The 24,463-nt window shown below is 60.8% G+C and carries 24 protein-coding genes, 1 other RNA gene and 1 pseudogene; 14 read left to right on the top strand and 12 right to left on the bottom strand.

Annotation, left to right across the window (positions count from 1 at the left end):
- Positions 1-87: 87 nt before the first annotated feature.
- Together AC0T4W_RS23060 and elbB are read right to left on the bottom strand one after the other, a co-directional pair.
- A pseudogene (locus AC0T4W_RS23060) lies at positions 88-285 on the bottom strand (hotdog domain-containing protein); the annotation flags it as partial.
- A gap of 194 nt (positions 286-479) precedes the next feature.
- Positions 480-1,142: an isoprenoid biosynthesis glyoxalase ElbB gene (gene elbB / locus AC0T4W_RS23065; RefSeq protein WP_476323263.1), complete on the bottom strand. Its 663-nt coding sequence runs from the start codon at positions 1,140-1,142 to the stop codon at positions 480-482.
- 175 nt (positions 1,143-1,317) lie between these two features.
- Between elbB and AC0T4W_RS23070 the strand changes: the two genes are divergently transcribed.
- From AC0T4W_RS23070 to ppk1, 3 genes are all read left to right on the top strand, one after another.
- Positions 1,318-2,553 carry a sterol desaturase family protein gene (locus AC0T4W_RS23070; protein ID WP_476323266.1) on the top strand — a complete coding sequence of 412 codons (1,236 nt, stop codon included), beginning with the start codon at positions 1,318-1,320 and terminating at the stop codon, positions 2,551-2,553.
- 232 nt (positions 2,554-2,785) lie between these two features.
- A complete protein-coding gene (hemB, locus tag AC0T4W_RS23075; protein ID WP_476323269.1) occupies positions 2,786-3,799 on the top strand; it encodes a porphobilinogen synthase in 1,014 nt (337 codons plus the stop codon).
- A gap of 18 nt (positions 3,800-3,817) precedes the next feature.
- A complete protein-coding gene (ppk1, locus tag AC0T4W_RS23080) occupies positions 3,818-6,022 on the top strand; it encodes a polyphosphate kinase 1 (protein WP_476323271.1) in 2,205 nt (734 codons plus the stop codon).
- A gap of 19 nt (positions 6,023-6,041) precedes the next feature.
- Here the strand turns inward: ppk1 and ppx are convergent, their stop codons facing one another.
- Positions 6,042-7,544, bottom strand: coding sequence for an exopolyphosphatase (gene ppx / locus AC0T4W_RS23085; RefSeq protein ID WP_476323274.1), 1,503 nt, complete (start codon positions 7,542-7,544; stop codon positions 6,042-6,044).
- A gap of 278 nt (positions 7,545-7,822) precedes the next feature.
- Here ppx and trxA point away from each other — a divergent pair, with 278 nt between their 5' ends.
- The 4 genes from trxA to AC0T4W_RS23105 all read left to right on the top strand — a co-directional run bounded on the left by trxA (position 7,823) and on the right by AC0T4W_RS23105 (position 12,235).
- Positions 7,823-8,149 carry a thioredoxin TrxA gene (gene trxA / locus AC0T4W_RS23090; RefSeq protein WP_296130339.1) on the top strand — a complete coding sequence of 109 codons (327 nt, stop codon included), beginning with the start codon at positions 7,823-7,825 and terminating at the stop codon, positions 8,147-8,149.
- Between the two features lie 256 nt (positions 8,150-8,405).
- Entirely contained in the window at positions 8,406-9,665 is a 1,260-nt protein-coding gene (rho, locus tag AC0T4W_RS23095; RefSeq protein ID WP_090254678.1) for a transcription termination factor Rho, read from the top strand.
- 135 nt (positions 9,666-9,800) lie between these two features.
- Complete coding sequence (ubiD, locus tag AC0T4W_RS23100) at positions 9,801-11,267, top strand: 4-hydroxy-3-polyprenylbenzoate decarboxylase (protein ID WP_476323279.1); 1,467 nt, start codon at positions 9,801-9,803, stop codon at positions 11,265-11,267.
- On the top strand, positions 11,267-12,235 hold the full coding sequence (locus tag AC0T4W_RS23105; RefSeq protein WP_476323282.1) for a CDP-6-deoxy-delta-3,4-glucoseen reductase: 969 nt from the start codon (positions 11,267-11,269) through the stop codon (positions 12,233-12,235). The genes ubiD and AC0T4W_RS23105 overlap by 1 nt, the downstream gene beginning before the upstream one ends.
- A 107-nt stretch (positions 12,236-12,342) precedes the next feature.
- Here the strand turns inward: AC0T4W_RS23105 and AC0T4W_RS23110 are convergent, their stop codons facing one another.
- Positions 12,343-13,320 (bottom strand): NADPH:quinone oxidoreductase family protein, encoded by a 978-nt coding sequence (locus AC0T4W_RS23110; RefSeq protein ID WP_476323285.1) that lies wholly within the window; start codon positions 13,318-13,320, stop codon positions 12,343-12,345.
- 158 nt (positions 13,321-13,478) lie between these two features.
- On the opposite strand from AC0T4W_RS23110, the gene AC0T4W_RS23115 reads away from it, so the two are divergent.
- On the top strand, positions 13,479-13,895 hold the full coding sequence (locus AC0T4W_RS23115) for a flagellar basal body-associated protein FliL (protein WP_476323288.1): 417 nt from the start codon (positions 13,479-13,481) through the stop codon (positions 13,893-13,895).
- Positions 13,896-13,920: 25 nt separating this feature from the next.
- On the opposite strand, the gene AC0T4W_RS23120 is transcribed toward AC0T4W_RS23115, so the two are convergent.
- Complete coding sequence (locus AC0T4W_RS23120; protein WP_476323291.1) at positions 13,921-14,370, bottom strand: EVE domain-containing protein; 450 nt, start codon at positions 14,368-14,370, stop codon at positions 13,921-13,923.
- 163 nt (positions 14,371-14,533) lie between these two features.
- On the opposite strand from AC0T4W_RS23120, the gene AC0T4W_RS23125 reads away from it, so the two are divergent.
- Entirely contained in the window at positions 14,534-14,668 is a 135-nt protein-coding gene (locus AC0T4W_RS23125) for a hypothetical protein (RefSeq protein ID WP_476323294.1), read from the top strand.
- A 51-nt stretch (positions 14,669-14,719) separates the two neighbouring features.
- Here the strand turns inward: AC0T4W_RS23125 and AC0T4W_RS23130 are convergent, their stop codons facing one another.
- From AC0T4W_RS23130 to AC0T4W_RS23145, 4 genes are all read right to left on the bottom strand, one after another.
- Positions 14,720-15,316 carry a 5-formyltetrahydrofolate cyclo-ligase gene (locus AC0T4W_RS23130; RefSeq protein ID WP_476323297.1) on the bottom strand — a complete coding sequence of 199 codons (597 nt, stop codon included), beginning with the start codon at positions 15,314-15,316 and terminating at the stop codon, positions 14,720-14,722.
- A 49-nt stretch (positions 15,317-15,365) separates the two neighbouring features.
- A non-coding RNA gene (gene ssrS / locus AC0T4W_RS23135) (6S RNA) lies at positions 15,366-15,544 on the bottom strand.
- Between the two features lie 33 nt (positions 15,545-15,577).
- Entirely contained in the window at positions 15,578-15,892 is a 315-nt protein-coding gene (locus AC0T4W_RS23140) for a cell division protein ZapA (RefSeq protein WP_476323300.1), read from the bottom strand.
- Positions 15,892-16,098 carry a TIGR02449 family protein gene (locus AC0T4W_RS23145; RefSeq protein ID WP_090254694.1) on the bottom strand — a complete coding sequence of 69 codons (207 nt, stop codon included), beginning with the start codon at positions 16,096-16,098 and terminating at the stop codon, positions 15,892-15,894. The genes AC0T4W_RS23140 and AC0T4W_RS23145 overlap by 1 nt, the downstream gene beginning before the upstream one ends.
- 288 nt (positions 16,099-16,386) lie before the next feature.
- On the opposite strand from AC0T4W_RS23145, the gene AC0T4W_RS23150 reads away from it, so the two are divergent.
- Genes AC0T4W_RS23150 through AC0T4W_RS23170 form a run of 5 tightly spaced genes read left to right on the top strand, consistent with a single transcriptional unit; the run spans position 16,387 to position 21,234 of the window.
- Positions 16,387-16,941 (top strand): YecA/YgfB family protein, encoded by a 555-nt coding sequence (locus AC0T4W_RS23150; protein ID WP_476323304.1) that lies wholly within the window; start codon positions 16,387-16,389, stop codon positions 16,939-16,941.
- Between the two features lie 49 nt (positions 16,942-16,990).
- Positions 16,991-18,325 carry a Xaa-Pro aminopeptidase gene (pepP, locus tag AC0T4W_RS23155; protein ID WP_476323307.1) on the top strand — a complete coding sequence of 445 codons (1,335 nt, stop codon included), beginning with the start codon at positions 16,991-16,993 and terminating at the stop codon, positions 18,323-18,325.
- A 3-nt stretch (positions 18,326-18,328) separates the two neighbouring features.
- Positions 18,329-19,516: a 2-octaprenyl-6-methoxyphenyl hydroxylase gene (ubiH, locus tag AC0T4W_RS23160; protein ID WP_476323310.1), complete on the top strand. Its 1,188-nt coding sequence runs from the start codon at positions 18,329-18,331 to the stop codon at positions 19,514-19,516.
- Positions 19,517-19,519: 3 nt separating this feature from the next.
- Positions 19,520-20,002 (top strand): DUF4442 domain-containing protein, encoded by a 483-nt coding sequence (locus AC0T4W_RS23165; protein ID WP_476323313.1) that lies wholly within the window; start codon positions 19,520-19,522, stop codon positions 20,000-20,002.
- 14 nt (positions 20,003-20,016) lie between these two features.
- Positions 20,017-21,234: a 2-octaprenyl-3-methyl-6-methoxy-1,4-benzoquinol hydroxylase gene (locus AC0T4W_RS23170; protein ID WP_476323316.1), complete on the top strand. Its 1,218-nt coding sequence runs from the start codon at positions 20,017-20,019 to the stop codon at positions 21,232-21,234.
- 175 nt (positions 21,235-21,409) lie between these two features.
- Here AC0T4W_RS23170 and dctM read toward each other — a convergent pair whose 3' ends face one another.
- The 3 genes from dctM to dctP form a co-directional block, all read right to left on the bottom strand.
- Positions 21,410-22,693, bottom strand: coding sequence for a C4-dicarboxylate TRAP transporter large permease protein DctM (gene dctM, locus AC0T4W_RS23175; RefSeq protein ID WP_476323319.1), 1,284 nt, complete (start codon positions 22,691-22,693; stop codon positions 21,410-21,412).
- Positions 22,690-23,322: a TRAP transporter small permease gene (locus AC0T4W_RS23180; RefSeq protein WP_476323322.1), complete on the bottom strand. Its 633-nt coding sequence runs from the start codon at positions 23,320-23,322 to the stop codon at positions 22,690-22,692. The genes dctM and AC0T4W_RS23180 overlap by 4 nt, the downstream gene beginning before the upstream one ends.
- A gap of 97 nt (positions 23,323-23,419) precedes the next feature.
- Positions 23,420-24,409 carry a C4-dicarboxylate TRAP substrate-binding protein DctP gene (gene dctP / locus AC0T4W_RS23185; protein ID WP_476323325.1) on the bottom strand — a complete coding sequence of 330 codons (990 nt, stop codon included), beginning with the start codon at positions 24,407-24,409 and terminating at the stop codon, positions 23,420-23,422.
- Positions 24,410-24,463: the final 54 nt, after the last annotated feature.

The raw sequence follows: 24,463 nt of genomic DNA on the forward strand, positions 1-24,463 counted from the left end.
AAGGCTCCAACTACAGGTGCTTATGCAACCATTGGATTTGCCAAGCAGTGTAAGCCTGCGCTAGGCGAATGCCCATCTGTGCTGGGGTTAGCCGCACAGATAAGTGCCGGTGCCGACCGCCACCAGAGTGCCGTCGTCGCTGTGTAGCTCACTGCGTACCACCGCCACCTTGTTGCCGGTGCGCAGCAGCACAGCGGTGGCGGTAAAGCGCTGGCCACGGCCAGGGCGCAGGTAGTCAATGCGCAGGTCGATGGTGCCGAGCTTGGACAGCCGCGCCATGCGTTCGGTGTTGGAAGAAGCTGCTCACCGCTTGCTGTAGCTCGGCGGTTAGCTCGAAAGGTGGGTTGCTCATGGAGGCGCGCCAGGGGAGGGGAATGATCAACCTGCCGCACTTTGGCAAATCTGGCCAGTGGCGCGGCTGGAGTGCCGCGCGCATTGGCGTGCTATCAGCCTGATAGGAGGCTGATCAAGCCGCCGGTTCAGACGGGGTGGCTGAGTTCGAGCACCCGATCCACCAATTTGTTGATCCCGGCAGCCGCTTCGCTGATCGTCTGAGCGAGCATGTAGGCCGGGGTGGTCACCAGCTTGCGCTCGGCGTCTTCGACAATCTCGCTGACCTCGCACTCATGGTGCTCTGCGCCCATTTGCACCAGGGTGGCGGCGGTTTCATGGTCCTTGCCGATGGTGCAGATCACGCCCGCGCCGAAGATCTTCGCTGCCAGCGCCGGGGCGATGCAGATCAGACCGACTGGCTTACCCGCTGCAACAAAGGCCTGGGTGGCGCTCAGTACATCGGCTTGCACCGTGCAGCCAGCGCCGCTGATGGCGAAGTCGGAGAGGTTTTTCGCCACGCCAAAACCGCCGGGCATGATCAGCGCATCGAAGTCGCCGACATGCAGCTCCTTGACGTCCTTGATCTTGCCGCGCGCGATACGCGCCGACTCCACCAGTACGTTGCGTGTGCCGTCCATCTCATCGCCACTGTAGTGATCGACCACATGCAGTTGCGGCACGTTAGGGGCAAAGCACTGTACTTGCGCGCCGCGCTGATCGAGGCGTAGCAGGGTGATCACGCTTTCATGGATTTCCGCGCCGTCATAGACGCCACAGCCGGAAAGAATCACCGCGACTTTCTTGTTCATCAAGTTCTCCTGAATTGCCAGCTGTACCGAATTGAGTCGTGTTATGTCGCCATATGCCACCCAGGTTGGCATGGTGCGCCGCGAGCCGGATGCGGCACTGGGCTAGAATTTATTGAGCAATCCTAGCCGTTAGCTGCGTGCAGTGATATGGCGGTTCTATGCAACCGGTGAAACCATGAATTACATTCTCTATGCCGTACCCTTCTTCTTTGCCTTGATAGTTCTGGAGCTGCTGTTCGACCGCTGGCGCGGGATCAGCACTTACCGCTTCTCCGATGCCGTCAACAGCCTCAGCGCCGGGGTGCTGTCGACCACCGTGGGCCTGCTGACCAAAGCCGTCGGTCTGCTCACCTACACCCTGGCGTGGCAGCACCTAGGGATGTTCGAGTTGTCGGCGAGCGGCCTGTGGGTTTGGCTGTTCGCCTTTGTCTTCTACGATTTCTGCTATTACTGGAACCATCGCCTGGGCCACGAGCGTAACGTGCTGTGGGCCGCGCATTCGGTGCATCACCAGAGTGAGGACTACAACCTCTCTACCGCGCTGCGCCAGACCAGCACCGGGTTTATCTTCGGCTGGATCTTCTACCTGCCAATGGCCGTGGCCGGTGTGCCGCCGCTGGTGTTTCTGACCGTGGCGGCGTTGAATCTGCTTTATCAGTTTTGGGTGCACACCCGGCATATCCCCAAGCTGGGCTGGTTTGAGTGGGCGTTTATCACGCCTTCCAACCACCGTGTGCACCATGCGCAGAATGCTGTGTATATGGATCGCAATTACGGCGGTGTGTTCATTCTTTGGGATCGCCTATTCGGCACCTTCCAGGAAGAGCTGGATGAACACCCGGTGGTGTTCGGCGTGACCACGCCGCTGGCCAGCTGGAACCCGCTGTGGGCCAATGCGCAGTTCTATGTGGCGCTGTGGCGTGACGCGGTGCGCGCCGAGTCCTGGTGGGACAAACTGCGTATCTGGTTTATGCGCACCGGCTGGCGCCCGGCCGATGTCGCGGCCAAGTATCCGCAGAGCAAGCCGGACCTCAGCCAGTTCGTCAAATTCGACGTGCCGCTGAGCCTGGCGCAAAAACTCTACGCCGGCGTGCAGTTCAGCCTGTATGTGGCGGGCGGCACGCTGCTGCTGGGCATGGGCGACGAGCTGAGCCTGGCGCAGACGTTGCTGGGCGTGGCCTGGATGGCGGTGGGGTTGACCATCATCGGCAGCTGGCTGGAAAACCGGTCCCGCGCCAAGCACCTGGAAGTCGTGCGCCTGCTGCTCAACCTGCCGTTGGCCTGGTTGGCCCTGCAGTTGGGCCTGTTGCCGGCCCAGCCGCTGCTCTGGGCGCTGCTGTTGGGTTACAGCCTGCTCAGCCTGGGCGCAGTGTTCTGGACCCCGCGCGCAGAGGGCGCCGTACCTGCGTAGGTTGGTGCTGAGCGCAGCGAAGCCCAACAATCGACAGCTGGGCTAACAGCAACGGTTCGAGAAAACGCACTGGAGCCATGCGCGTGCAACATATCTTCGCCATAGTTGCGGCGCTATGCTTGTTGGGCTTGCGGCAAGCGGTCGCAGCGCTGTCTTGCGTTGTCATACTTTGGTCATAATGACCGCTTATAACTGTCACACTTGCCCGTCGCTACGGGCTTCGGAGTCTGCCGTGAGTTTTACCCCCGCCAATCGCCTGTTTCCCGCCACTCGCCTGCGTCGCAACCGTCGTGATGATTTTTCCCGGCGCCTGGTGCGGGAAAACCGCTTGAGCGTCGATGACCTGATCCTGCCGGTGTTCGTTCTTGATGGCGAAAACCGCCGCGAAGCGATTGCCTCGATGCCCGGCGTCGAGCGTCTGTCCATCGACCTGCTGCTCAAGGAAGCCGAACACTGGGTGGCCCTGGGTATTCCGGCGCTGGCGCTGTTCCCGGTGACACCGCTGGAGAAGAAATCCCTGCTGGCTGAAGAAGCCTGGAACCCAGACGGTATTGCCCAGCGCGCCATTCGTGCCCTGCGCGCCAAGTTCCCCGAGCTGGGGGTGATCAGCGATGTGGCGCTGGACCCGTTCACCACCCACGGTCAGGACGGTATCCTCGATGAGTCCGGCTATGTGCAGAACGACGTTACCGTTGATGCCCTGGTCAAGCAGGCGCTTTCCCATGCCGACGCCGGTGCCCAGGTGGTCGCACCGTCGGACATGATGGATGGCCGCGTGCAGGCGATCCGCGAGGCGCTGGAGCTGGCTGACCACAGCAACGTGCGCATCATGGCCTACTCGGCCAAGTACGCCAGCGCCTACTACGGACCGTTCCGCGATGCGGTGGGTTCGGCGGCCAATCTGGGTAAGGCCAACAAGGCCAGTTATCAGATGGACCCGGCCAATGGTGACGAAGCGCTGCACGAAGTGGCCGCCGATCTGGCCGAAGGTGCGGACATGGTTATGGTCAAACCGGGCATGCCCTATCTGGACATCCTCTGGCGGGTTAAAACGGAATTCAAGGTGCCGACCTTTGTCTATCAGGTCAGCGGTGAGTACGCCATGCATATGGCGGCTATTGAAAATGGTTGGTTGGGCGAGGCGGTAATTCTCGAATCACTGACCGCCTTTAAACGTGCGGGTGCCGATGGCATCCTGACTTATTTCGCCGTGCGCGCGGCAGAACTGTTGAAGCAGGGGCAATAGCCCCGCCAGGACTTTGTAATGAACACCGAAGGACTCAGTACCCCTGAATTGCAAGACGCCCAGCCGGTCGTCGACGAGGTTGTAGTAGTGGAAACCCCTGTCATCGAGGCCCCAGCGCCAGCAGCACCTGCGCCTGTGGTTATTCACAATCTGGATGACAGCAGTCTGTATATCCACCGCGAGTTGTCGCAGCTGCAATTCAATATCCGCGTGCTGGAACAGGCGCTGGATGAGTCCTATCCGTTGCTGGAGCGCCTGAAATTTCTGCTGATCTTCTCCAGCAACCTGGATGAGTTCTTCGAGATCCGCGTTGCCGGGCTGAAGAAGCAGATCAACTTCGCCCGCGAGCAGGCCGGCGCCGACGGCCTGCAGCCGCACCAGGCGCTGGCGCGGATTGCCGAGCTGGTGCACGAACAGGTGGACCGCCAGTACGCCATCCTCAACGACAACCTGTTCCCGGCGCTGGCCAAGCACAACGTCAACTTTATTCGCCGGCGCTTCTGGACGGCCAAGCACAAGGCCTGGGTGCGCCGCTATTTCCGCGACGAGATCGCGCCGATCATCACCCCGATCGGCCTCGACCCGACGCATCCGTTCCCGCTGCTGGTGAACAAGAGCCTGAACTTTATCGTCGAGCTGGAAGGCATCGACGCCTTTGGCCGCGACTCTGGTCTGGCGATCATCCCGGCGCCGCGTCTGCTGCCGCGCATCATCAAAGTGCCGGAGGATGTCGGCGGCCCTGGTGCCAACTTCGTGTTCCTCTCCTCGATGATCCATGCCCACGCGGATGATCTGTTTCAGGGCATGAAGGTCAAGGGTTGCTACCAGTTCCGCCTGACCCGCAACGCCGACCTGTCGGTGGACACCGAAGACGTCGAAGACCTGGCCCGCGCCCTGCGCGGTGAGCTGTTTTCACGGCGCTATGGCGATGCGGTGCGTCTGGAAGTGGTGGACACTTGCCCACGGCCGCTGCTCGATTACCTGCTCAAGCAGTTCAACCTCAGCGAGAGCGAGCTGTACCGGGTTAACGGCCCGGTCAACCTGACCCGACTGTTCAGCATCACCGGCCTGGAAAGCCACCCGGAGCTGCAGTACAAGCCTTTTACTCCGGTGATCCCTAAGCTGCTGCAGAACGCCGAGAACATTTTCAGTGTGGTCAGCAAACAGGACATCCTCCTGCTGCACCCCTTCGAGTCTTTTACCCCGGTGGTCGATCTGCTACGTCAGGCGGCGAAAGACCCACACGTGCTGGCGATCAAGCAGACGCTTTACCGCAGCGGGGCCAACTCGGAAATCGTTGATGCGCTGGTGGAAGCTGCGCGTAACGGCAAGGAAGTTACCGCAGTAATCGAACTGCGTGCGCGCTTCGATGAAGAGTCCAACCTGCTACTGGCCAGCCGCCTGCAAGCCGCCGGTGCGGTAGTGATCTACGGTGTGGTCGGCTACAAGACCCACGCCAAGATGATGCTGATTTTACGTCGCGAGAGCGGCGATATCGTCCGTTACGCGCATCTGGGTACCGGTAACTACCACGCCGGCAACGCCAAGCTGTACACCGACTACAGCCTGCTCACCGCCGATATGGCGCTGTGTGAGGACGTGTCCAAGCTGTTCAGCCAGCTGATTGGCATGGGCAAGACCCTGCGCATGAAGAAGCTCCTGCACGCGCCCTTTACTCTGAAAAAGACCCTGCTCGACATGATTGCCAAAGAGACCGCCCTGGCGGCCGAGGGCAAGCCGGCGCATATCATCGCCAAGTTCAACTCGCTGACCGACCCGAAGATCATCCGCGCGCTGTACAAAGCCAGCCAGACCGGAGTGAGGATCGACCTGGTGGTGCGCGGCATGTGCTGCCTGCGCCCAGGCATTGCCGGGGTCTCGCACAATATTCAGGTGCGCTCGATCATCGGTCGTTTCCTGGAGCACACGCGGGTGTTCTATTTCTCCAATGGCGGCGAGGAGAAGATCTACCTGTCCAGCGCCGACTGGATGGAACGCAACCTCGACAAGCGCGTCGAGACCTGCTTCCCGGTGGAAGGCAAGAAGCTGATTCTGCGGGTCAAGAAGGAGCTGGAAAGCTACCTGACCGACAACACCCAGGCCTGGGTGCTGCAGTCAGATGGGCGCTACCTGCGTACCAGCCCGAGCGGCAACCAGAACCCGCGCAGTGCGCAGGCCGGCTTGCTGGACAAACTCACCGTGCCGTTGGTCATCGCACGATAAACAGGGAGGGGTGTGAGCCTCAGCTCACGCTCAGTTCGATCCCGATACGCTTGAGCCACTCCGCTTCCTGGGTGAAGTCCGCCTGGGTCAGCGGGTTGTTCTCCAGCCAGCCTTCGGGGAACTGAATCTCCAGGCGCTGCTCGGCGGCCTTGAGCTGCACGTTGGGCATTTCCTGGGTGCCACGGATGTGGTGGAACAGGATGGCGAAGCGCAACAGCACGCACAGGCGTATCAGCTTGACGCCTTCGGCGCCGAAGTCGGCGAACTTGTCCTTGGGGATATTGCGCCGATGGCCGCGCACCAAGAGCGCGAGCATCTGCTGGTCCTGGCGCGAGAAGCCGGACAGATCCGAGTGCTCGACCAGATAGGCGCCGTGCTTGTGGTACTGGTAGTGGGCGATGTCCAGGCCCACTTCATGCACCTTGGCCGCCCAGCTGAGCAGCTCGCGGTGCCAGTCATCTTCCAATTGCCAATCGTTGGCGACCTTCTCCAGCGCCGAGAGCGCCTTGCTCTCGACCCGCGCGGCCTGCTCCAGGTCGACGTGATAACGCTCCATAAGCGAGCTTAGGGTGCGCTCACGCACGTCCTCATGCTGATGGCGGCCCAGTAGGTCATACAGCACGCCTTCGCGCAGGGCACCTTCGGAATGGCTCATGCGCTGGATGTCGCAGGCATCGAAGATCGCTTCAAGAATCGCCAGGCCGGCCGGGAAAATTCCCCGGCGATCCGGTTTGATGCCGTCGAGGTCGAGTTTTTCCACCTCGCCGGCCTTGAATACTTTGCGTTTCAGCCAGGCCAAACCCTGTGCGTTGACCTCGCCCGCGCCCAGGCCGGCCGCTTGAATGGTCAGGCCGATGGCCTTGATGGTGCCGGATGCGCCCACGGCGTCTTCCCAGCCGAGGCGGCGCAGTGCGTGCTCGATGCCCATGATCTCCAACCGTGCGGCGGTGTAGGCCTGGGCGTAGCGCGCCGGGGTGATCTTGCCGTCCTTGAAAAAGCGCTGGGTAAAGCTGACGCAGCCCATCTGCAGGCTTTCGCGCAGCAGCGGCTCGAAGCGCTGGCCGATGATAAATTCGGTGCTGCCGCCGCCAATGTCGGCGACCAGGCGTTTGCCGGGGGTATCGGCAATGCTGTGCGATACACCGAGGTAGATCAGTCGCGCTTCTTCGCGCCCGGAAATGACTTCTACCGGGTGGCCGAGGATTTCCTCGGCACGACGGATAAATTCGCCACGGTTGCGCGCCTCACGCAAGGCATTGGTGCCCACCACGCGCACCGCACCTTCCGGCAGGCTGGCAGTCAGCTGGGCGAAACGGCGCAGGCAATCGAGCCCGCGTTGCATAGACTCTTCGCTGAGCAGGCGTTGCTCGTCTATGCCGGCGGCCAGTTGCACCTTGTCGCCGAGGCGTTCGAGGATGCGGATCTCGCCGTGGTCGGCTTTGGCCAGCACCATATGGAAGCTGTTGGAGCCCAGGTCGATAGCTGCAATCAAAGGGAAAGACTCGGCAGGGGTATGCGGCATGGCGGAAGCATCTCAATACATAACCGCGCCATCGTGCCACGATAGCCAGGCCCCGCCAACGCATACTGATGTCGCAGGTACAGGCTAAACGCGCTGCGCTGCAGTTCGCGCTGCGGCTGACCGGGGCTTACCGGCTGTCTGAATACGTTGTGGTGCAGGCGTGCGCGTGGCTGGCTTGTGGCAGGCCATAGAGAAGCTCAATTGCCGTCGCCTTCCTGTGTGGGGAAAGCCGGGCTATGATGTCGCCCATCTTTTGCTTACGAACTCGGAGACTTTCCATGAGCGAATTCATCACCAATGTCAGCGATGCCAGTTTCGACCAGGATGTTCTCCAGGCCGAGGGGCCGGTGCTGGTCGACTATTGGGCTGAGTGGTGCGGCCCATGCAAAATGATCGCGCCGGTTCTGGATGAGATCGCCCAGACCTACCAAGGCAAACTGAAAGTTTGCAAGTTGAACATCGACGAAAACCAAGAGACCCCGCCGAAGTTCGGTGTGCGTGGTATCCCGACGCTGATGCTGTTCAAGAACGGCAACGTAGAAGCTACCAAGGTTGGCGCGCTGTCCAAATCGCAGCTGGCGGCTTTCCTCGACAGCAACATCTAAACTGCGCTAACACGGCAACAAACCCTGAAAGCCCCGCACACTGCGGGGCTTTTTTCTGTCTGGGCGCTGGACGTATGAATAAAACCGGTGTTACATTCGGCCTCGCTGCATTTCCTATGCAGCCCCCTGCAAGCCGTCGCCGACGCCTTCCTATTCGAATCTTTCGATATACAAGCAGGCGATCAAGTCGCCTCCCAGCGGCGCGGCCTCCCAAGCTAAATAGCTTATTCCCCTCCTTCATGATTACGTCATTCCTATGAATCTGACCGAACTCAAGCAAAAGCCGATTACCGAACTGCTGGAACTCGCTGAACAACAAGGCCTGGAAAACATGGCCCGTTCACGCAAGCAGGACGTGATTTTCTCCCTGTTGAAAAAACACGCTAAAAGCGGTGAGGAAATCTCCGGTGATGGCGTGCTGGAGATTCTCCAGGACGGTTTCGGCTTTCTCCGCTCTGCGGATGCCTCGTATCTTGCTGGTCCCGACGACATCTATGTCTCGCCGAGCCAGATCCGCCGCTTCAACTTGCGTACCGGCGATACCATCGTCGGTAAGATTCGCCCGCCGAAAGAAGGCGAGCGCTACTTCGCGCTGCTCAAAGTTGACACGATCAACTACGACCGCCCGGAGAACGCCAAGAACAAGATTTTGTTTGAAAACCTGACGCCACTGTTCCCCACCAAGCGTCTGGTCATGGAGGCCGGTAACGGCTCCACCGAGGATATCACCGGCCGGGTGATCGACCTCTGCGCCCCGATCGGCAAAGGCCAGCGCGGCCTGATCGTTGCGCCGCCTAAAGCCGGTAAAACCATCATGCTGCAGAACATCGCGGCGAACATCGCGCGCAACAACCCCGAGTGCCACCTGATCGTGCTGCTGATCGACGAGCGCCCGGAAGAAGTGACCGAAATGCAGCGCACCGTGCGCGGCGAAGTGGTCGCCTCGACCTTCGACGAGCCACCAACCCGCCACGTGCAGGTTGCTGAAATGGTTATCGAGAAGGCCAAGCGCCTGGTCGAGCACAAGAAGGACGTGGTCATCCTGCTCGACTCCATCACTCGTCTGGCGCGTGCCTACAACACCGTGATCCCAAGCTCCGGCAAGGTGCTCACCGGTGGTGTCGACGCCCACGCTCTGGAGAAGCCGAAACGCTTCTTCGGCGCCGCGCGTAACATCGAGGAGGGCGGGTCGCTGACCATCATCGCCACCGCGCTGGTCGAAACCGGCTCGAAGATGGATGAAGTGATCTACGAGGAGTTCAAAGGCACCGGCAACATGGAACTGCCACTGGACCGTCGTATCGCTGAGAAGCGCGTATTCCCTGCGATCAACATCAACCGCGCAGGTACTCGCCGTGAAGAGCTGCTGACCGCCGATGACGAACTGCAGCGCATGTGGATTCTGCGCAAGCTGCTGCACCCGATGGATGAGATTGCCGCCATCGAGTTCCTCACCGACAAGCTGAAAGCGACCAAGACTAACGAAGAGTTCTTCCAGTCGATGAAACGCAAGTAAGGCGTTCTTCGCCTTACAACAAAAGCCGGGTCAGCCCGGCTTTTGTGCATCTGGACGTTGCTCCATCCTTCAGAAAGACCCAGTTCGGCGCTAAACTTTGCCGTTCCCCGCTTGGCCCACATGAGGCACCTTGCAATGCAGTATCGCGACCTGCGCGACTTTATTCGCGGCCTGGAGACGCGCGGCGAACTCAAGCGCATCCAGACGCCGGTTTCCCCTGTGCTGGAAATGACTGAAATCTGCGACCGTACTCTGCGTAAAGGCGGGCCGGCGTTGCTGTTCGAAAACCCCACAGGCTTTGATGTGCCGGTGCTCGGCAATCTGTTCGGCACACCCAAGCGCGTAGCCCTAGGTATGGGCGCGGAAGAAGTTAGCGAGCTGCGTGAAATCGGCAAGCTGCTGGCCTTTCTCAAAGAGCCCGAGCCACCGAAAGGCTTGAAAGACGCCTGGAACAAGCTGCCGATCTACAAGAAGGTGCTGAGCATGGCGCCCAAGGTGTTGAAAGATGCGCCTTGCCAGGAAGTGATCGAAGAGGGCGACGCTGTCGACCTCGGCAAGCTGCCCGTACAGACCTGCTGGCCAGGCGATGTTGGCCCGCTGATTACCTGGGGGCTGACCATTACCAAAGGTCCGAATAAAGAACGACAGAACCTCGGCATCTACCGCCAGCAGGTGATTGGTCGTAACAAGGTGATCATGCGTTGGCTCAGCCACCGTGGTGGCGCGCTGGATTTCCGCGAGTGGTGCCAGAAGTATCCGGATCGCCCCTATCCGGTGTGCGTCGCCCTGGGTGCTGACCCGGCGACCATTCTCGGCGCGGTCACCCCGGTGCCCGACAGCCTTTCCGAGTATGCCTTCGCCGGTTTGTTACGCGGCCACCGCACCGAGCTGGTCAAGGCCCGTGGCAGTGATCTGCAGGTACCGGCCAGCGCTGAAATCGTTCTTGAAGGCGTGATCCATCCCGGCGAGACTGCGCCGGAAGGACCGTACGGCGATCACACCGGCTATTACAACGAGGTCGACACCTTCCCGGTGTTTACCGTCGAGCGCATTACCCGTCGGCAAAAGCCGATCTACCACAGTACCTACACGGGTCGGCCGCCGGATGAGCCGGCGATTCTCGGCGTGGCGCTTAACGAAGTGTTTGTGCCGATCCTGCAAAAGCAGTTCCCCGAAATCATCGATTTCTACCTGCCGCCGGAAGGCTGCTCGTATCGCATGGCGGTGGTGACCATCAAAAAGCAGTACCCCGGCCACGCCAAGCGCGTAATGCTCGGTGTGTGGTCGTTTTTGCGACAGTTTATGTACACCAAGTTCGTGATCGTCACCGACGACGATATCAACGCGCGGGACTGGAACGATGTGATCTGGGCAATTACCACGCGCATGGACCCCAAGCGCGACACGGTGCTGATCGACAACACGCCGATTGATTACCTCGACTTCGCCTCGCCGATCTCCGGCCTCGGTTCGAAGATGGGCCTGGACGCCACCCACAAGTGGCCAGGCGAAACCACCCGCGAATGGGGCCGGACTATCGTTCAGGATGACGCGGTCAAGCAGCGCGTTGACGCGCTGTGGTCTGAGCTGGGAATTGATTGATGAAAGTCACCCTGAACCCTTCAGGTGCCGTACTTGACGTGCAGCCCCGCGAACGCATCCTCGATGCCGCACGGCGTCTGGGTTATGACTGCCCGCAGAGCTGCCGCAATGGCAATTGCCATATCTGCGCCGCGCTGCTGGTTGAAGGCCGCGTGCAGCAGAATGGTATTGAGCTGACCCACGGCGAGCTGTTCACCTGTCTGGCCGAGCCACTGCAAGACTGCGTGCTGCATTGGGATGGCGTATTGGCCCCAGGCGAGCTGCCGGTGAGTGAACTGGCTTGCCAGGTTGTCGGCTATGACGAGTTGGGTGGCGACGTGTTCCGCCTACGGTTGAATACGCCAGCCGGCAAGGCTCCGCGTTACCACGCTGGGCAATACCTGCTGCTGCAGCGCGATGGCGATGATTACGCAGCCTTCTCCCTGGCCTCGGCACCGCATTGCGGGCGTGAGCTGGAGCTGCATGTGTTGGCCCGTGATGAGGCCACGATTGCGCTGATCGCTCAGCTGCGTGGCAGCGGCTTGGTGCGGGTGAAGATGCCGTTCGGTGACACTCACCTGGCCGAGCTGCCGGATGGTCCACTGGTGCTGATCGCCGCTGGCACCGGCATGGCGCAGATGCACAGCCTGATCGAACACTGTCGCGCCGCCGGTTTCGTCCACCCGGTGCACCTGTACTGGGGCGCACGCCGTCCGGAAGACTTCTACGAACTGGAGCATTGGGTGCAGTGGCAACAGGTGCCCAATCTGTTTCTGCATCAGGTGGTCAGCGATCAGTGTGGCTGGCAGGGTCGTTGTGGCTTGCTGCACGAAGCGGTGCGCGAAGACTTCAGCGACCTCAAGGCACTGCACGTCTACGCCAGCGGCTCACCGGCGATGGTCTACGCCACCTTGGATGCGCTGGTGGACGCCGGTATGGATGCCCATCAAATGCGCGCCGACGTGTTTGCCTATGCGCCGCGTGGCTGACCAGCGCCCATAAAGAAGCCGCCCGAGGGCGGCTTTTAGCTTTGTGGGATGGGTGGAGCGCAGCGATACCCATCGATGGGTATCGGCGCTTCGCTCCTCAACCCATCCTACCGCACCATTACCACCACCTTGCCCACAGCCTTGCGCTGGCCGAGGGTGTTGATCGCCTCCGCAGCTTGGGCCAGCGGGAAGGTTTGCGAGACCAGCGGCTTGAGCTTGCCTTCGGCATGCCAGGCAAACAGCTGCTGGAAGTTGGTGGCGTTGTCCTGCGGCTGACGCTGGGCGAAGGAGCCCCAGAACACCCCGACCACGGCCGCGCCCTTGAGTAGGGCCAGGTTAACCGGCAGTTCGGGGATGCGCCCGCTGGCAAAACCCACCACCAGCAGGCGGCCGTTCCAGGCGATTGAGCGAATGGCGGCATCGAAAAGATCGCCGCCCACTGGGTCGTAGATCACATCTGCGCCCTGGCCGCCGGTCAGGCGTTTCACTTCGTCCTTCAGGTTGCTTTCGCTGTAGTTGATCAGCTCATCTGCACCGGCGGCCTTGGCTACTTCGAGTTTTTCCGCGCTGCTGGCTGCGGCAATTACCTTCGCGCCCATGGCTTTGCCGATTTCCACTGCCGCCAGGCCCACGCCACCGGATGCGCCGAGCACCAGCAGGGTTTCGCCCGGCTTGAGGCCTGCGCGCTGCTTGAGTGCGTGCATCGAGGTGCCGTAGGTCATGCCGAAGGCGGCCGCGCTGGCGAAATCCATGCTGGCCGGGATCGGCATCACGTTGTAGCCAGGCACCGCCACTTCTTCGGCAAAGCTGCCCCAGCCGGTCAGCGCCATGACCCGGTCGCCGACTTTCAGGTGGCTGATTTTCTCACCCACGGCGGTCACCACACCGGAGGCTTCACCGCCTGGGGAGAAGGGGAAGGGCGGTTTGAACTGGTACTTACCTTCGATGATCAGGGTGTCAGGGAAGTTGACCCCGGCAGCATGAACCTGCAACAGCACTTCATTCTTCTTCGCTTCGGGGCTGGCGATCTCTTCCAGTACCAGGGTTTCGGCGGGGCCGAAGGCTTTGCACAGCACGGCTTTCATCGGGCTTTTCCTCTGCGGTTGATGGCCATGCAGTGTAGGTGCGGCTGGTGACCGGTCAACGAGCATGCCTGTACCTGATAGCGATGCATAAGCTTGGGGCTTGGGCCGCTGCCTGAGTGTGGCTATGCTAGGGGCTGAACTCTTGAGGAATACCGCCTGTGAAAGCCTGGATCGCATTGCTGTTAGCCCTGTCCCTGCCATTGCTGGCGCAGGCCAATGAGGATAAAGAGGCCAAAGAGGGAGAGGCTGCCGCTCCAGTAGTGGCCTATGTTTCTCTGTTTCCTGCGCTGGTGGGGAATTTTGGTGAGGGGCCTAAGCTCAAGTTCTTCAAGGCCGATATTTCCCTGCGGGTCTCCGGCGCAGATGTCGAGGCTAAGGTTAAACACCACGACCCGCTGATCCGCAATCAATTGGTCATGCTGTTCTCCCAGCAGACGGACGCGGCCATGTCGGCCCCGGGCGCTCGCGAAACCTTGCGTGCCGAAGCGCTCAAGCAGGTGCAGGATGTGCTCACCCAGGAAGAAGGCGAGCCGCTGGTGGAAGACCTGTTATTCAATAATCTGATTATTCAATAAGCCCGCACGCAGGTGCTGCGCCATTTCAGCGCAGCGCCAGCACGGCTGCCCACTCCTCGGCGCTGACCGGCATCACTGACAGGCGGCTGCCCTTCTGCACCAGCGGCAACTCCAGCAGCGCACTCTGCGCCTTCAGCTGCGCCAGCGGGATAACCCGCTTGAACGCCTCGACAAAGGCCACATCGACCGCGCTCCAGGGATTTTTGGCGGCGCTGGCTTTGGCATCGAAGTAATGGCTCTCAGGCTCTAGCGCGGTAGGGTCGGGGTAGGGCGCTGAGGCGATGCGGGCGATTCCGGCAATACCCGGCTCCGGGCAGCTAGAGTGATAGAAGAAGAACAGATCACCCGGCTGCATGCTACGCAGGAAGTTGCGCGCCTGGTAATTGCGCACACCATCCCAGCGTGCCTGCTCCAGGCGCTGCAGGTCGTGGATTGAAAGTTCGTCGGGTTCTGACTTCATCAGCCAACAAGGCATGAATTTTGCTCCTGTGTATCAGTCCGTTAGCGGGCAGGTGCCATTTGTTTGGTGGTGCCCGGCGTGTTGTAGCCGGTGCGCGTGGATGGCAGCCGCTGTTGGACCTATAAAAATAATCGCCGCGAATACAGCGTGCGTTATGCCTTTGAGGGGGAGGCATTCGATGAAACGTAAACCAGATATGTTGTTGATTTTGGTAATACTGTTCAGCCTGGGTGTGGTGACTACCGGTTATACCCAGAGTTTATGGGATCGCCAGGCTGATGCGCCGGTCACTCAGTCGCAAGCGGCTGGTTGAATTGGGTACGTACCGCAGGGCGTGCGGTACAGCCTTTACTAGCGACCTGACTCAATACCACGCCTTATCCGTCACGGTGCCTTGCAGTGGCACATCCCAGCTGGCCATGGCCAGGCGGTCCACCTGCTGACACTCATGCGCCAAGCCCAGTAATGTCGGTTTGTGCCAATTTTTGCGCAATGCGCGATATGCCAGGCTGCGATCATAAAACCCGCCACCCATACCTAGGCGTGCGCCGTGGCGGTCAAAGCCGACCAGCGGTAGCAATACCAGATCCAGTGTCCAGACCTTACGCTGCTGCTTGCGGTTGCGCCGTGGCTCGTCAATGCCGAAGCGATTCTTCTGCAAGCGCTCACCCACGCGGATGCGTTGAAACACCATCTTGCTGCGCGGCCAGGGGCTGAGCACCGGCAGATAGGTCGCCTTGCCCCGTTGCTGTGCAGCACGCAGCAGCGGGCGCGGATCAATCTCGCCGTCATTCGGTAGGTACAGGGCAATGTGCCGCGCGCGGCGAAACAGCGGGTGCTGGGCCAGCTGTTTATACAGGCCTTGGGCGGCGTGGCGTTGGGCGTGGCGGCTAAGTGCACGGCGCTGTACGCGCAGATGGCGGCGTAATTGCGCGCGGCTTAGTGCAGAGGTATCGAGCATGGGCTATTGCGGTAGCGATCACCACGAAAGGGCAATCGGCTGGAAAAAATGACTCCCCGACGTGCCGCTGTCGGCTTAGCCCTTGAACCCGAAAGTTCAAGGTGGAGGTTGCAGGAGGCGTTAAGGCTTTCCGTCAAGCGGACATGCACACCGGCTTCAACGTGCAACCTCCGGGGTTGTGCGAATCGGCTCAGGGACATCACCAACTGGCGCACACTCCAGGGAGCGGTGGCCAGTATACCCGAATCTGCCCGGGTGCAATCAGCTGCCTTGCTCATCGGCGTCCCGAGCCAGAGCGCTATCGACCCGATTAAGTAGGCTGCGCACCTGATCGCGGTTGGCGCCGGCCTGTTGATCAAGGTGTTGCTGTTTGTGTAGCAGGTCGTGGGTGATGTTCAGGGCGGCCATGACTGCAACGCGGTCGGCACCGATGACTTTGCCGCTTGAGCGGATCTCTCGCATCTTGCCATCCAGGTAGCGTGCGGCGCTTTCCAGATTGTTGCGTTCATCGCTCGGGCAGGCGATGCAATATTCTTTGTCCAGGATCTGGACGGTCAGGGTGTTCGACTGGCTCATTAATCCTGCTCCAGGGCTTTAAGGCGTGAAATCATGGATTCGACCTTATGCCGGGCCATTTCGTTCTTTTCAATTAGATGGGCACGCTCTTCGCGCCAGGCCTTTTCGCTCGTTAGAAGCTGTCGGTTTTGCGCCTTGAGCTGTTCGACGCGCTGGATCAGCAAGTCCAGCTTGGTCGTAAGAGCCTGCAGGTCGACGTCTTCCATGGTTCTCTACTCGTACTAGGTGAGTGGGCTGGCAAGTAAAAAATAGCGTCTTTGCGGCGTATTCGACAGTGCCGGGCGGTGCGCGGTGTTGTTGCTGGCGGGTTTGCCAGTGTGGGGCAGATTGGTACGCCAGAGGTTGATGCGTTTCACCTGCGGATCACCGCGCGGCAATTTTCGCAGCGGCTTGGCGCGCTCCGTCGAGCCGCTTGCATAGTCGTGGCACGCTTGCCGGTGCTAGGATACAAGGCCTCCATTCTAGTGATCGCGCAGCTTTGCGCCTAGTTATCTATGCCAACTTCAAATTCGCCGTACTCCGCATTTGCCGCTCTGCTTACCAGCAGCGGCCACACTGTTTCCCCTGCCGAGTTGCATGGTCTGTTGCTCGGTCGCAGCTGTGCTGGTGCAGGTTTTGAAATCGATTCTTGGCTGGTGGATGCCGCCGAGCTGCTTGGCGCAGCGCCGGAAGACACCGTGCGTCAGGCGCTGATCGGCCTGCAGGAAATGGTCAAGAATGAGCTGACCAGTAATGACGTCACCGTGGTACTGCTGTTGCCCAGCGACGATGCGCCGCTTAGCGAGCGTGCAGTGGCTCTGGGACAATGGTGTCAGGGCTTCCTCGGCGGCTTTGGTCTGACTGCCCGTGACAGCGCCCTGAGCGCGGAAGCCATGGAAGTGCTGCAGGACCTCTCGGCGATTGCCCAGGTGCAGAACGCCCTGGACGAATCCGATGACGGCGAAAACGATTACATGGAAGTGATGGAATACCTGCGCGTCGCGCCGTTGCTGCTGTTCAGCGAGTGCGCCAAGCCAGTGGTCGCTGCGGCAAAACCGTCGTTGCATTGATTTTTATGCCAGCTGTTTTCAGGTAACCAGAAGTGGACTCAATCTGCCCATGATCAGCATCCCCAAGTCGGAATACGCCCGTCGGCGCAAGGCGCTGATGGCGCAGATGGAACCCAACAGCATCGCGATTCTGCCGGCAGCGCCGGTGTATATCCGCAACCGCGATGTTGAGCATATCTACCGTCAGGACAGCGACTTCCAGTACCTCGCAGGCTTCCCCGAGCCGGAGGCGGTGATTGCGCTGATCCCCGGGCGTGAGCATGGCGAGTACGTGTTGTTCTGCCGCGAGCGTGACCCGCTGCGGGAAATGTGGGACGGCCTGCGCGCCGGTCAGGATGGCGCGATCAGCCAATACAGCGCCGATGATGCGTTCCCGATTGGTGATATCGATGACATCCTGCCGGGGCTGATCGAGGGCCGTGATCGGGTCTACTCCTCCATGGGCACCAACCATGAGTTTGACCGCCAGCTGATGGAGTGGATCAACGTGATCCGCTCCAAGGCGCGGCAGGGCGCGACCCCGCCCAATGAATTCATCACCCTCGAACACCTGCTGCATGACTTGCGTCTGTACAAGTCGGCAGCTGAAGTCAAAGTCATGAAGGAAGCGGCGGACATCTCCTGTCGCGCCCATGTGCGCGCCATGCAGGCCAGCCGCGTCGGCTTGTTTGAATACCACCTGGAAGCCGAGCTGGATTACGAGTTTCGCAAGGGCGGGGCGAAGATGCCGGCCTATGGCAGCATCGTCGCGGCGGGCAAAAACGCCTGCATCCTGCATTACCGCGAGAACGACGCGCCGCTGAAAGATGGCGATCTGGTACTGATCGACGCCGGTTGCGAAATCGACTGCTACGCCAGCGACATCACCCGCACCTTCCCGGTCAGTGGCACCTTTTCGCCAGAACAGAAAGCCATCTACGAGCTGGTGCTGGCTTCGCAGGAAGCCGCGTTCAAGGAAATCGGCCCCGGCAAACACTGGAACCAGGCCCACGAAGCCACGGTGCAAGTGATCACCGCCGGGCTGGTGGAGCTTGGCCTGCTGCAGGGCGATGTGGCCGAGCTGATCGCCACTGAAGCTTACAAACCCTTTTACATGCACCGCGCCGGCCACTGGCTGGGCATGGATGTGCATGATGTGGGCGAGTACAAGGTCGGCGGCGAATGGCGCGAGCTGGAAGTCGGTATGGCCATGACGGTTGAACCGGGCATCTATATCGCCGTGGACAACCAGGACGTGGCCAAGAAGTGGCGCGGCATCGGTGTGCGCATCGAAGACGACGTAGTGGTGACCAAGACTGGCTGCGAGATTCTCACCAGCGGCGTGCCGAAAACCGTCGCCGAGATCGAAGCGCTGATGGCCGCTGCTCGTAGCGTGGCGGCCTAGAGTATGCCCCGCGTCGACATTGCGATTATCGGCGGCGGTCTAGTCGGTGCCAGCCTCACCGTGGCCTTGCAGACCGAAGCCAAAAAGCGTGGCTGGAGTATTTGCCTGATCGAGCCATTCACTCCGGGCAACGGTTATCAGCCCAGCTATGACGCGCGCTCCACCGCGTTGTCGTTCGGTTCTCAGCAGATTTATCAGCGCCTCGGCCTGTGGCAATCGATCAGCCAGCGCGCCGAGCCGATCAAGCAGATTCATGTTTCCGACCGTGGCCGTTTCGCCGCCGCGCGCCTGAGCGCCGAGGAAGAAGGCGTGCCGGCGCTGGGTTATGTGGTGGAAAACGCTTGGCTTGGCGAATGCCTGTGGCAGGCGCTGGATGCGCAGGTGGTGAGCTGGCGCAGCCCGGCCCAGGTCACCCGCATGCAGGCCCTGGCCGATGGTTACCGCCTGACTCTGGACGATGGCAGCGAGCTTGAGTGCAACCTGGCGATTCTCGCCGAAGGCGGCCGCTCGGGTTTGCGCGAGCAGCTTGGAATTACGGTGAGCAACACGCCTTATGGCCAGAGCGCGCTGATCGCCAACGTCAGCCCTACGGATGCGCACAACGGCCTGGCTTTTGAGCGTTTTACCGAAGAAGGGCCGATGGCCCTGTTACCGCTGGCGGATAACCGCTGCGCCCTGGTCTGGACCCGCGCCACCCTGGAAGCCGAACGGCTGTCTGAGCTGGACGATGCGGCGTTTCTCGCCGAGCTGCAGCAGGCCTTCGGCTATCGCTTAGGCAGCCTGCGCCAAGTCGGCACGCGCCACCTCTACCCGCTGGCGCTGACTGCCGCCAAGGAGCAAGTGCGCCAGCATCTGGTGGTGCTCGGCAATGCCGCGCACAGCCTGCACCCGATTGCCGGGCAGGGCTACAACCTGTCGCTGCGCGACACCCTGGTGTTGGCCGAAACCCTGCTGGAAAGCGCCGCGCCCTTGGGTGATCTGGCCACCCTGCAGCGTTATCTGAGCAGCCAGCAGATGGACCAGCAATTGACCGTCGGCTTCTCCGATCAGGTCACCCGCCTGTTCAGCACCGGTCAGCCGCTGTTGGCCGCCGGGCGCAATCTCGGCTTGCTTGGCCTTGATCTATTACCACCGGCGAAACGCTGGTTCGCTCGCCAGGCCATGGGCCTTGGCACCCGCTCGGAGCATTGATTCATGTCGGCGAAGAAACTGGCGCGCAAGGCGCGGCTGCTGCGCTGGGCGATGAACCTGTATCCGCCGTATCTGGGCGCCGGCGTGCGGGTGCGGCAGATCAGCGCGGACTTCCGTCAGGTGCAGGTGAAGATGGGCCTGGGCTGGTATAACCGCAACTATGTCGGCACCCAGTTTGGCGGCAGTCTGTATTCGATGACCGACCCGTTTTTTATGCTGATGATTATGGAAAACCTCGGGCGCGACTTTATCGTCTGGGACAAAGCCGCGCGCATCGACTTTATCGCCCCCGGCAAAGGCCCGGTGTACGCCGACTTCAGCATCGACGAACAGCTGCTCGCAGACATCCGCCAGCACACGGCAGATGGCGACAAGTACCTGCCCGAGCTGCATGTGGAGGTGCGCGATGGCAGCGGCACTCTGGTGGCGCGGGTGCACAAGACACTTTATGTGCGGTTGAAACCGCGCGTTCGGCAGGCAGCTTGAACAAGGAATTTATGATGCAAGCGGATCTGATCATTGTTGGCGCAGGCATGGTGGGCAGCGCCCTGGCGCTGGCCCTGCAGGATCAGGGGCTGGAGATTCTGCTGGTCGATGGCGGCCCGCTGAGCGTCAAACCTTTTGACCCGCAAGCCGCCTTTGAGCCGCGAGTTAGCGCATTGTCGGTGGCCAGCCAGCGCATCCTCGAGCGCCTGGGCGTGTGGGATGGCATCGCCGCGCGGCGCGCCTGCCCGTATGGCGAGATGCAGGTGTGGGACGGTTCGGGCACCGGGCAGATCCATTTCAGCGCGGCTAGCGTACATGCCGAATCCCTCGGCCATATCGTCGAGAATCGCGTGGTGCAGGATGCTCTGCTCGACCGTCTGCACGACAGCTCTGTTGGCCTATTGCCTGGTGCGCGCCTGGAGCAGCTGCGCCGCTCCGGCGATGGCTGGCTGCTCAGGTTGAGTGATGGCCGCGAACTGCGTGCGCCGCTGCTGATTGCCGCTGACGGCGCCAACTCGGCGGTGCGTCGTCTGGCTGGTTGCGCTACCCGCGAATGGGATTACCTGCACCACGCCATCGTCACCAGCGTGCGTTGCGCCAAGCCGCACCAGGCTACCGCCTGGCAGCGCTTTACCGATGACGGCCCGCTGGCCTTTCTGCCGCTGGCCGGGCCTGAAGGCGAGCACTGGTGTTCGATTGTTTGGTCAGTTACGCCAGCTGAAGCCGAGCGGCTGATGGCCTTGGATGATGATGGTTTCCGCCGCGTCCTGGGCTTTGCCTTCGAACATCGCCTGGGTGAGGTGCTGCATGCCGATGCGCGTCTGTGTATTCCATTGCGTCAGCGTCACGCCAAGCGTTATGTCGAAGACGGTCTGGCGCTGATCGGCGATGCCGCGCACAGCATCCATCCGCTGGCCGGACAGGGCGTCAATCTGGGCTTTCTCGATGTCGCGGTGCTGGCTGAAGTGCTGCTGCACGCCGCGCAGCGCGGCGAGCGCCTGAGTGATGTGAAGGTGCTCAGCCGTTACGAGCGCCGGCGCATGCCGCACAACCTGGCGATGATGGCAGCGATGGAAGGCTTTGAGCGCTTGTTCCAGGCCGATCCATTACCTATACGCTTGCTGCGCAACAGCGGCCTCAACTGGGTCGACGACCTGCCGCAAGCCAAGGCGCTGTTTGTGCGTCAGGCGTTGGGGCTGTCCGGGGATTTGCCGGAGTTGGCGCGGGTTTAACTCTCTAGCCCAGTGACGTGCGTTACGCCGATGGTGGGTTACGCCGCGCTTAGAGTGGTGTGAACCTGGCAATGGCGGTACGCGGCTAACCCACCCTACAAAAAACCGCGATCAAAAAAAGCCCGGCACCAAGGCCGGGCAAAAAGTGTGTAGGGAAGTACACACGGAGTTGCTGTCAGGTCATGCCCAGCCAGTTTGGCAGGGCCATGGATACGGCCGGGATGTAAGTGATCACCATCAGGAAGCCGAGCAGCAGCATCAGCCATGGCCAGGCGGCCTTGACCACGGCGGTCAGCGGCATGCCGGTCACCGCCGAAGTGACGAACAGGTTGAGCCCCACTGGCGGTGTAATCAGTCCGATTTCCATGTTCACCACCATGATGATGCCCAGGTGGATCGGGTCGATGCCCAGCTGCACGGCAATCGGGAAGAGGATCGGCGCGAGGATCAGGATGATCGCCGACGGCTCCATAAAGGCGCCCGCCACCAGCAGCACGATGTTCACCACCAGCAAGAACTGCCAAGGCTGCAGGCCCATCTCGATCACCCAGGCGGTGATGGTCTGCGGGATCTGCTCGGTGGTCAGTACGTGGGCGAAGAGCATGGCGTTGGCGATGATGAACATCAGCATGATGGTCAGCTTGCCGGAGTCCAGCAGCACCTTGGGGCACTCGCGGATTGTCATGTCCTTGTACACGAACAGCGCGACGAAACCGGCATAGACCGCCGCTACCGCAGCTGCTTCGGTCGGGGTGAACATGCCGGAGTAGATGCCGCCGAGGATGATTACCATCAACAGTAGGCCCCATACGGCTTTGCGTGCAGCGGTGATGAACTCACGGAAGCTGGCGCGCGGCATGGCCGGCAGGTTCATCTTCCGCGCGACGATATAGATCGCCACCATCAGTGCCACGCCCAGCAGCAGGCCCGGTACAACACCGGCCATAAACAGCTTGCCCACCGACTGCTCGGTCGCGGCGGCGTATACCACCATGACGATTGACGGCGGAATCAGGATGCCCAGAGTGCCCGCGTTACACACGATACCGGCGCCGAACGCCTGCGGATAACCCGAGCGCACCATGCCGGCGATGGCAATCGAGCCCACGGCGGCAACGGTGGCAGGGGATGAGCCGGACAGCGCAGCAAACAGCATGCACGCCATTACTGCGGAAATTGCCAGGCCGCCACGGATATGGCCGACGCAGGCGTTGGCGAAATCGATCAGGCGCTGAGCCACGCCGCCCGTGGTCATAAAGGCACCGGACAGCAGGAAGAACGGGATCGCCAGCAGGGTGTAGTGCTCGCTGGTCTCGAACAGCTTGATCGCCAGTGAGCGCACCGAATCTGGGCTGAACAACATGATGGTGATCGAGCCGGCCAGGCCTAGGGAGGCCGCAATCGGCACGCCGATAAACATCAGCACGAACAGCAGGAGGAAGAGGAACAGAATGGTCATTGTTTGTGCTCCCCGTGCTCATTGATCTTCAGCGCATCGGCGGCTTCATCCGCCAGGCCCAGGCCGGTCTGCTGGTTGCGCAGGATGCGTACGAAGATTTCAAAGAAGCGGATAAACACCATGGCGTAGCCGAACGGCACGATGGCGGTGATATGCCATTGCATGATGCCGTAGTGGCCGAGGTCTTCGGCACCGATGCCGGCGGTGAACAGGGTCTTGACCCAGTCGAAGCTGGCCACGGTGATCAGCCCGGCATAGCCCAGGCAGCACAGGCAGGCGATCAGGCCGATAGCCCGCTGCACCGGTTTGCTCGCCAGTTTCACCAGCGCATCGACGCCGATATGCCCGGCGGTGCGCACACCGTAGGCTAGGCCGAAGAAAATCAACCAGGCGAATAACGCCTTGGTCAGGGCAATGCTCCAGGTCATTGACTGGGCCATGCCGAGAATGCTGTCGCCAATGGCGAAGAACAACTCACTGCTGCCTTCCCAGCGATCTGCCAGGTTGTAGAACAGCGTGTAAAGGTTATTGAGGATCACGTAGACGAAGGTCACCAGCGTCATGGCGGCCAGCAGGAAAGCAATAAAACCTTCCTCGAAGTGGTCCCAGACGCGCCGCAAGGCGTTCATCGATAGAGTCTCCTGGGAGAATGGGTAGGATGGGTTGAGCGCAGCGATACCCATCGGCTTATCGCGATGGGTATTGTTGCAGGCGTCTTAACCCACCTTACTGGTTGGCGGCGTCGGCAGCCTTTATCAGGTCAGCACCGATTTCGCCTTCGAACTTGCCCCATACCGGCTTCATGGCATCGCGCCATTCATTACGCTGCTCAGGGGTCAGGGTAATGATCTCGGTGGTTTTCGCGTCGAGGATGCGTTGCTTGTCGCCATCGTTGAGGGCGCCAGCCTGCTTGTTCACTTCGGCGGTCACTTCCACGATGATCTTGTCCAGCTCGCTGCGTACATCGGCAGGCAGGCCGTTCCAGAACGTGGTGTTGGTGATCAGCATGTAGTCCAGAACACCGTGGTTGGATTCGGTGATGAACTTCTGCACTTCGTGCATCTTCTGGCTGTAGATGTTCGAGTAGGGGTTCTCGGCACCGTTAACCACGCCAGTCTGCAGGCCTTGGTAAACCTCGGCGAAGCTCATTTTGCGCGGGTTGGCGCGCACAGCCTTGAACTGCTCTTCCAGTACGGCGGAAGCCTGTACGCGGAATTTCAGGCCACGGGCATCTTTCGGCTCACGCAGCGCCTTGTTGGCGGACAGCTGCTTGAGGCCGTTGTGCCAGTAGGCCAGGCCAGTGATGTTTTTCTCTTCCATGGATTTCAGCAGGGCCTGACCTTCCGGGCTCTGCTGGAAGCGGTCGACGGCGGCCATGTCCTGGAACAGGAACGGCAGGTCAAATACCTGGATCTGCTTGGTGTACTGCTCGAACTTGGCCAGGGACGGCGCGATCAGCTGCACGTCACCGAGCAGCAGCGCTTCCATTTCCTTGCCGTCACCGAACAGTGAGGAGTTGGAGTAGACCTCGACCTTGACCTTGTCGCCCAGACGCTCCTCCGCGAGCTTCTTGAACAACGCGGCACCCTGACCTTTAGGGGTGTGGTCGGCGACCACGTGGGAGAACTTGATCACGATCGGATCGGCCGCTTGGGCCATGCCGGCGATGCTCAGCGACAGGGCACAAGCCAGTGCCTTGGCAGTCAGTTTGAACATGGAGTCTTTCCTCTTGTTTTTGTATTGCGTGATGCGCCGCAGCGCTACAAGTCG

It is taken from the genome of Pseudomonas sp. C7.1, assembly GCF_056312395.1.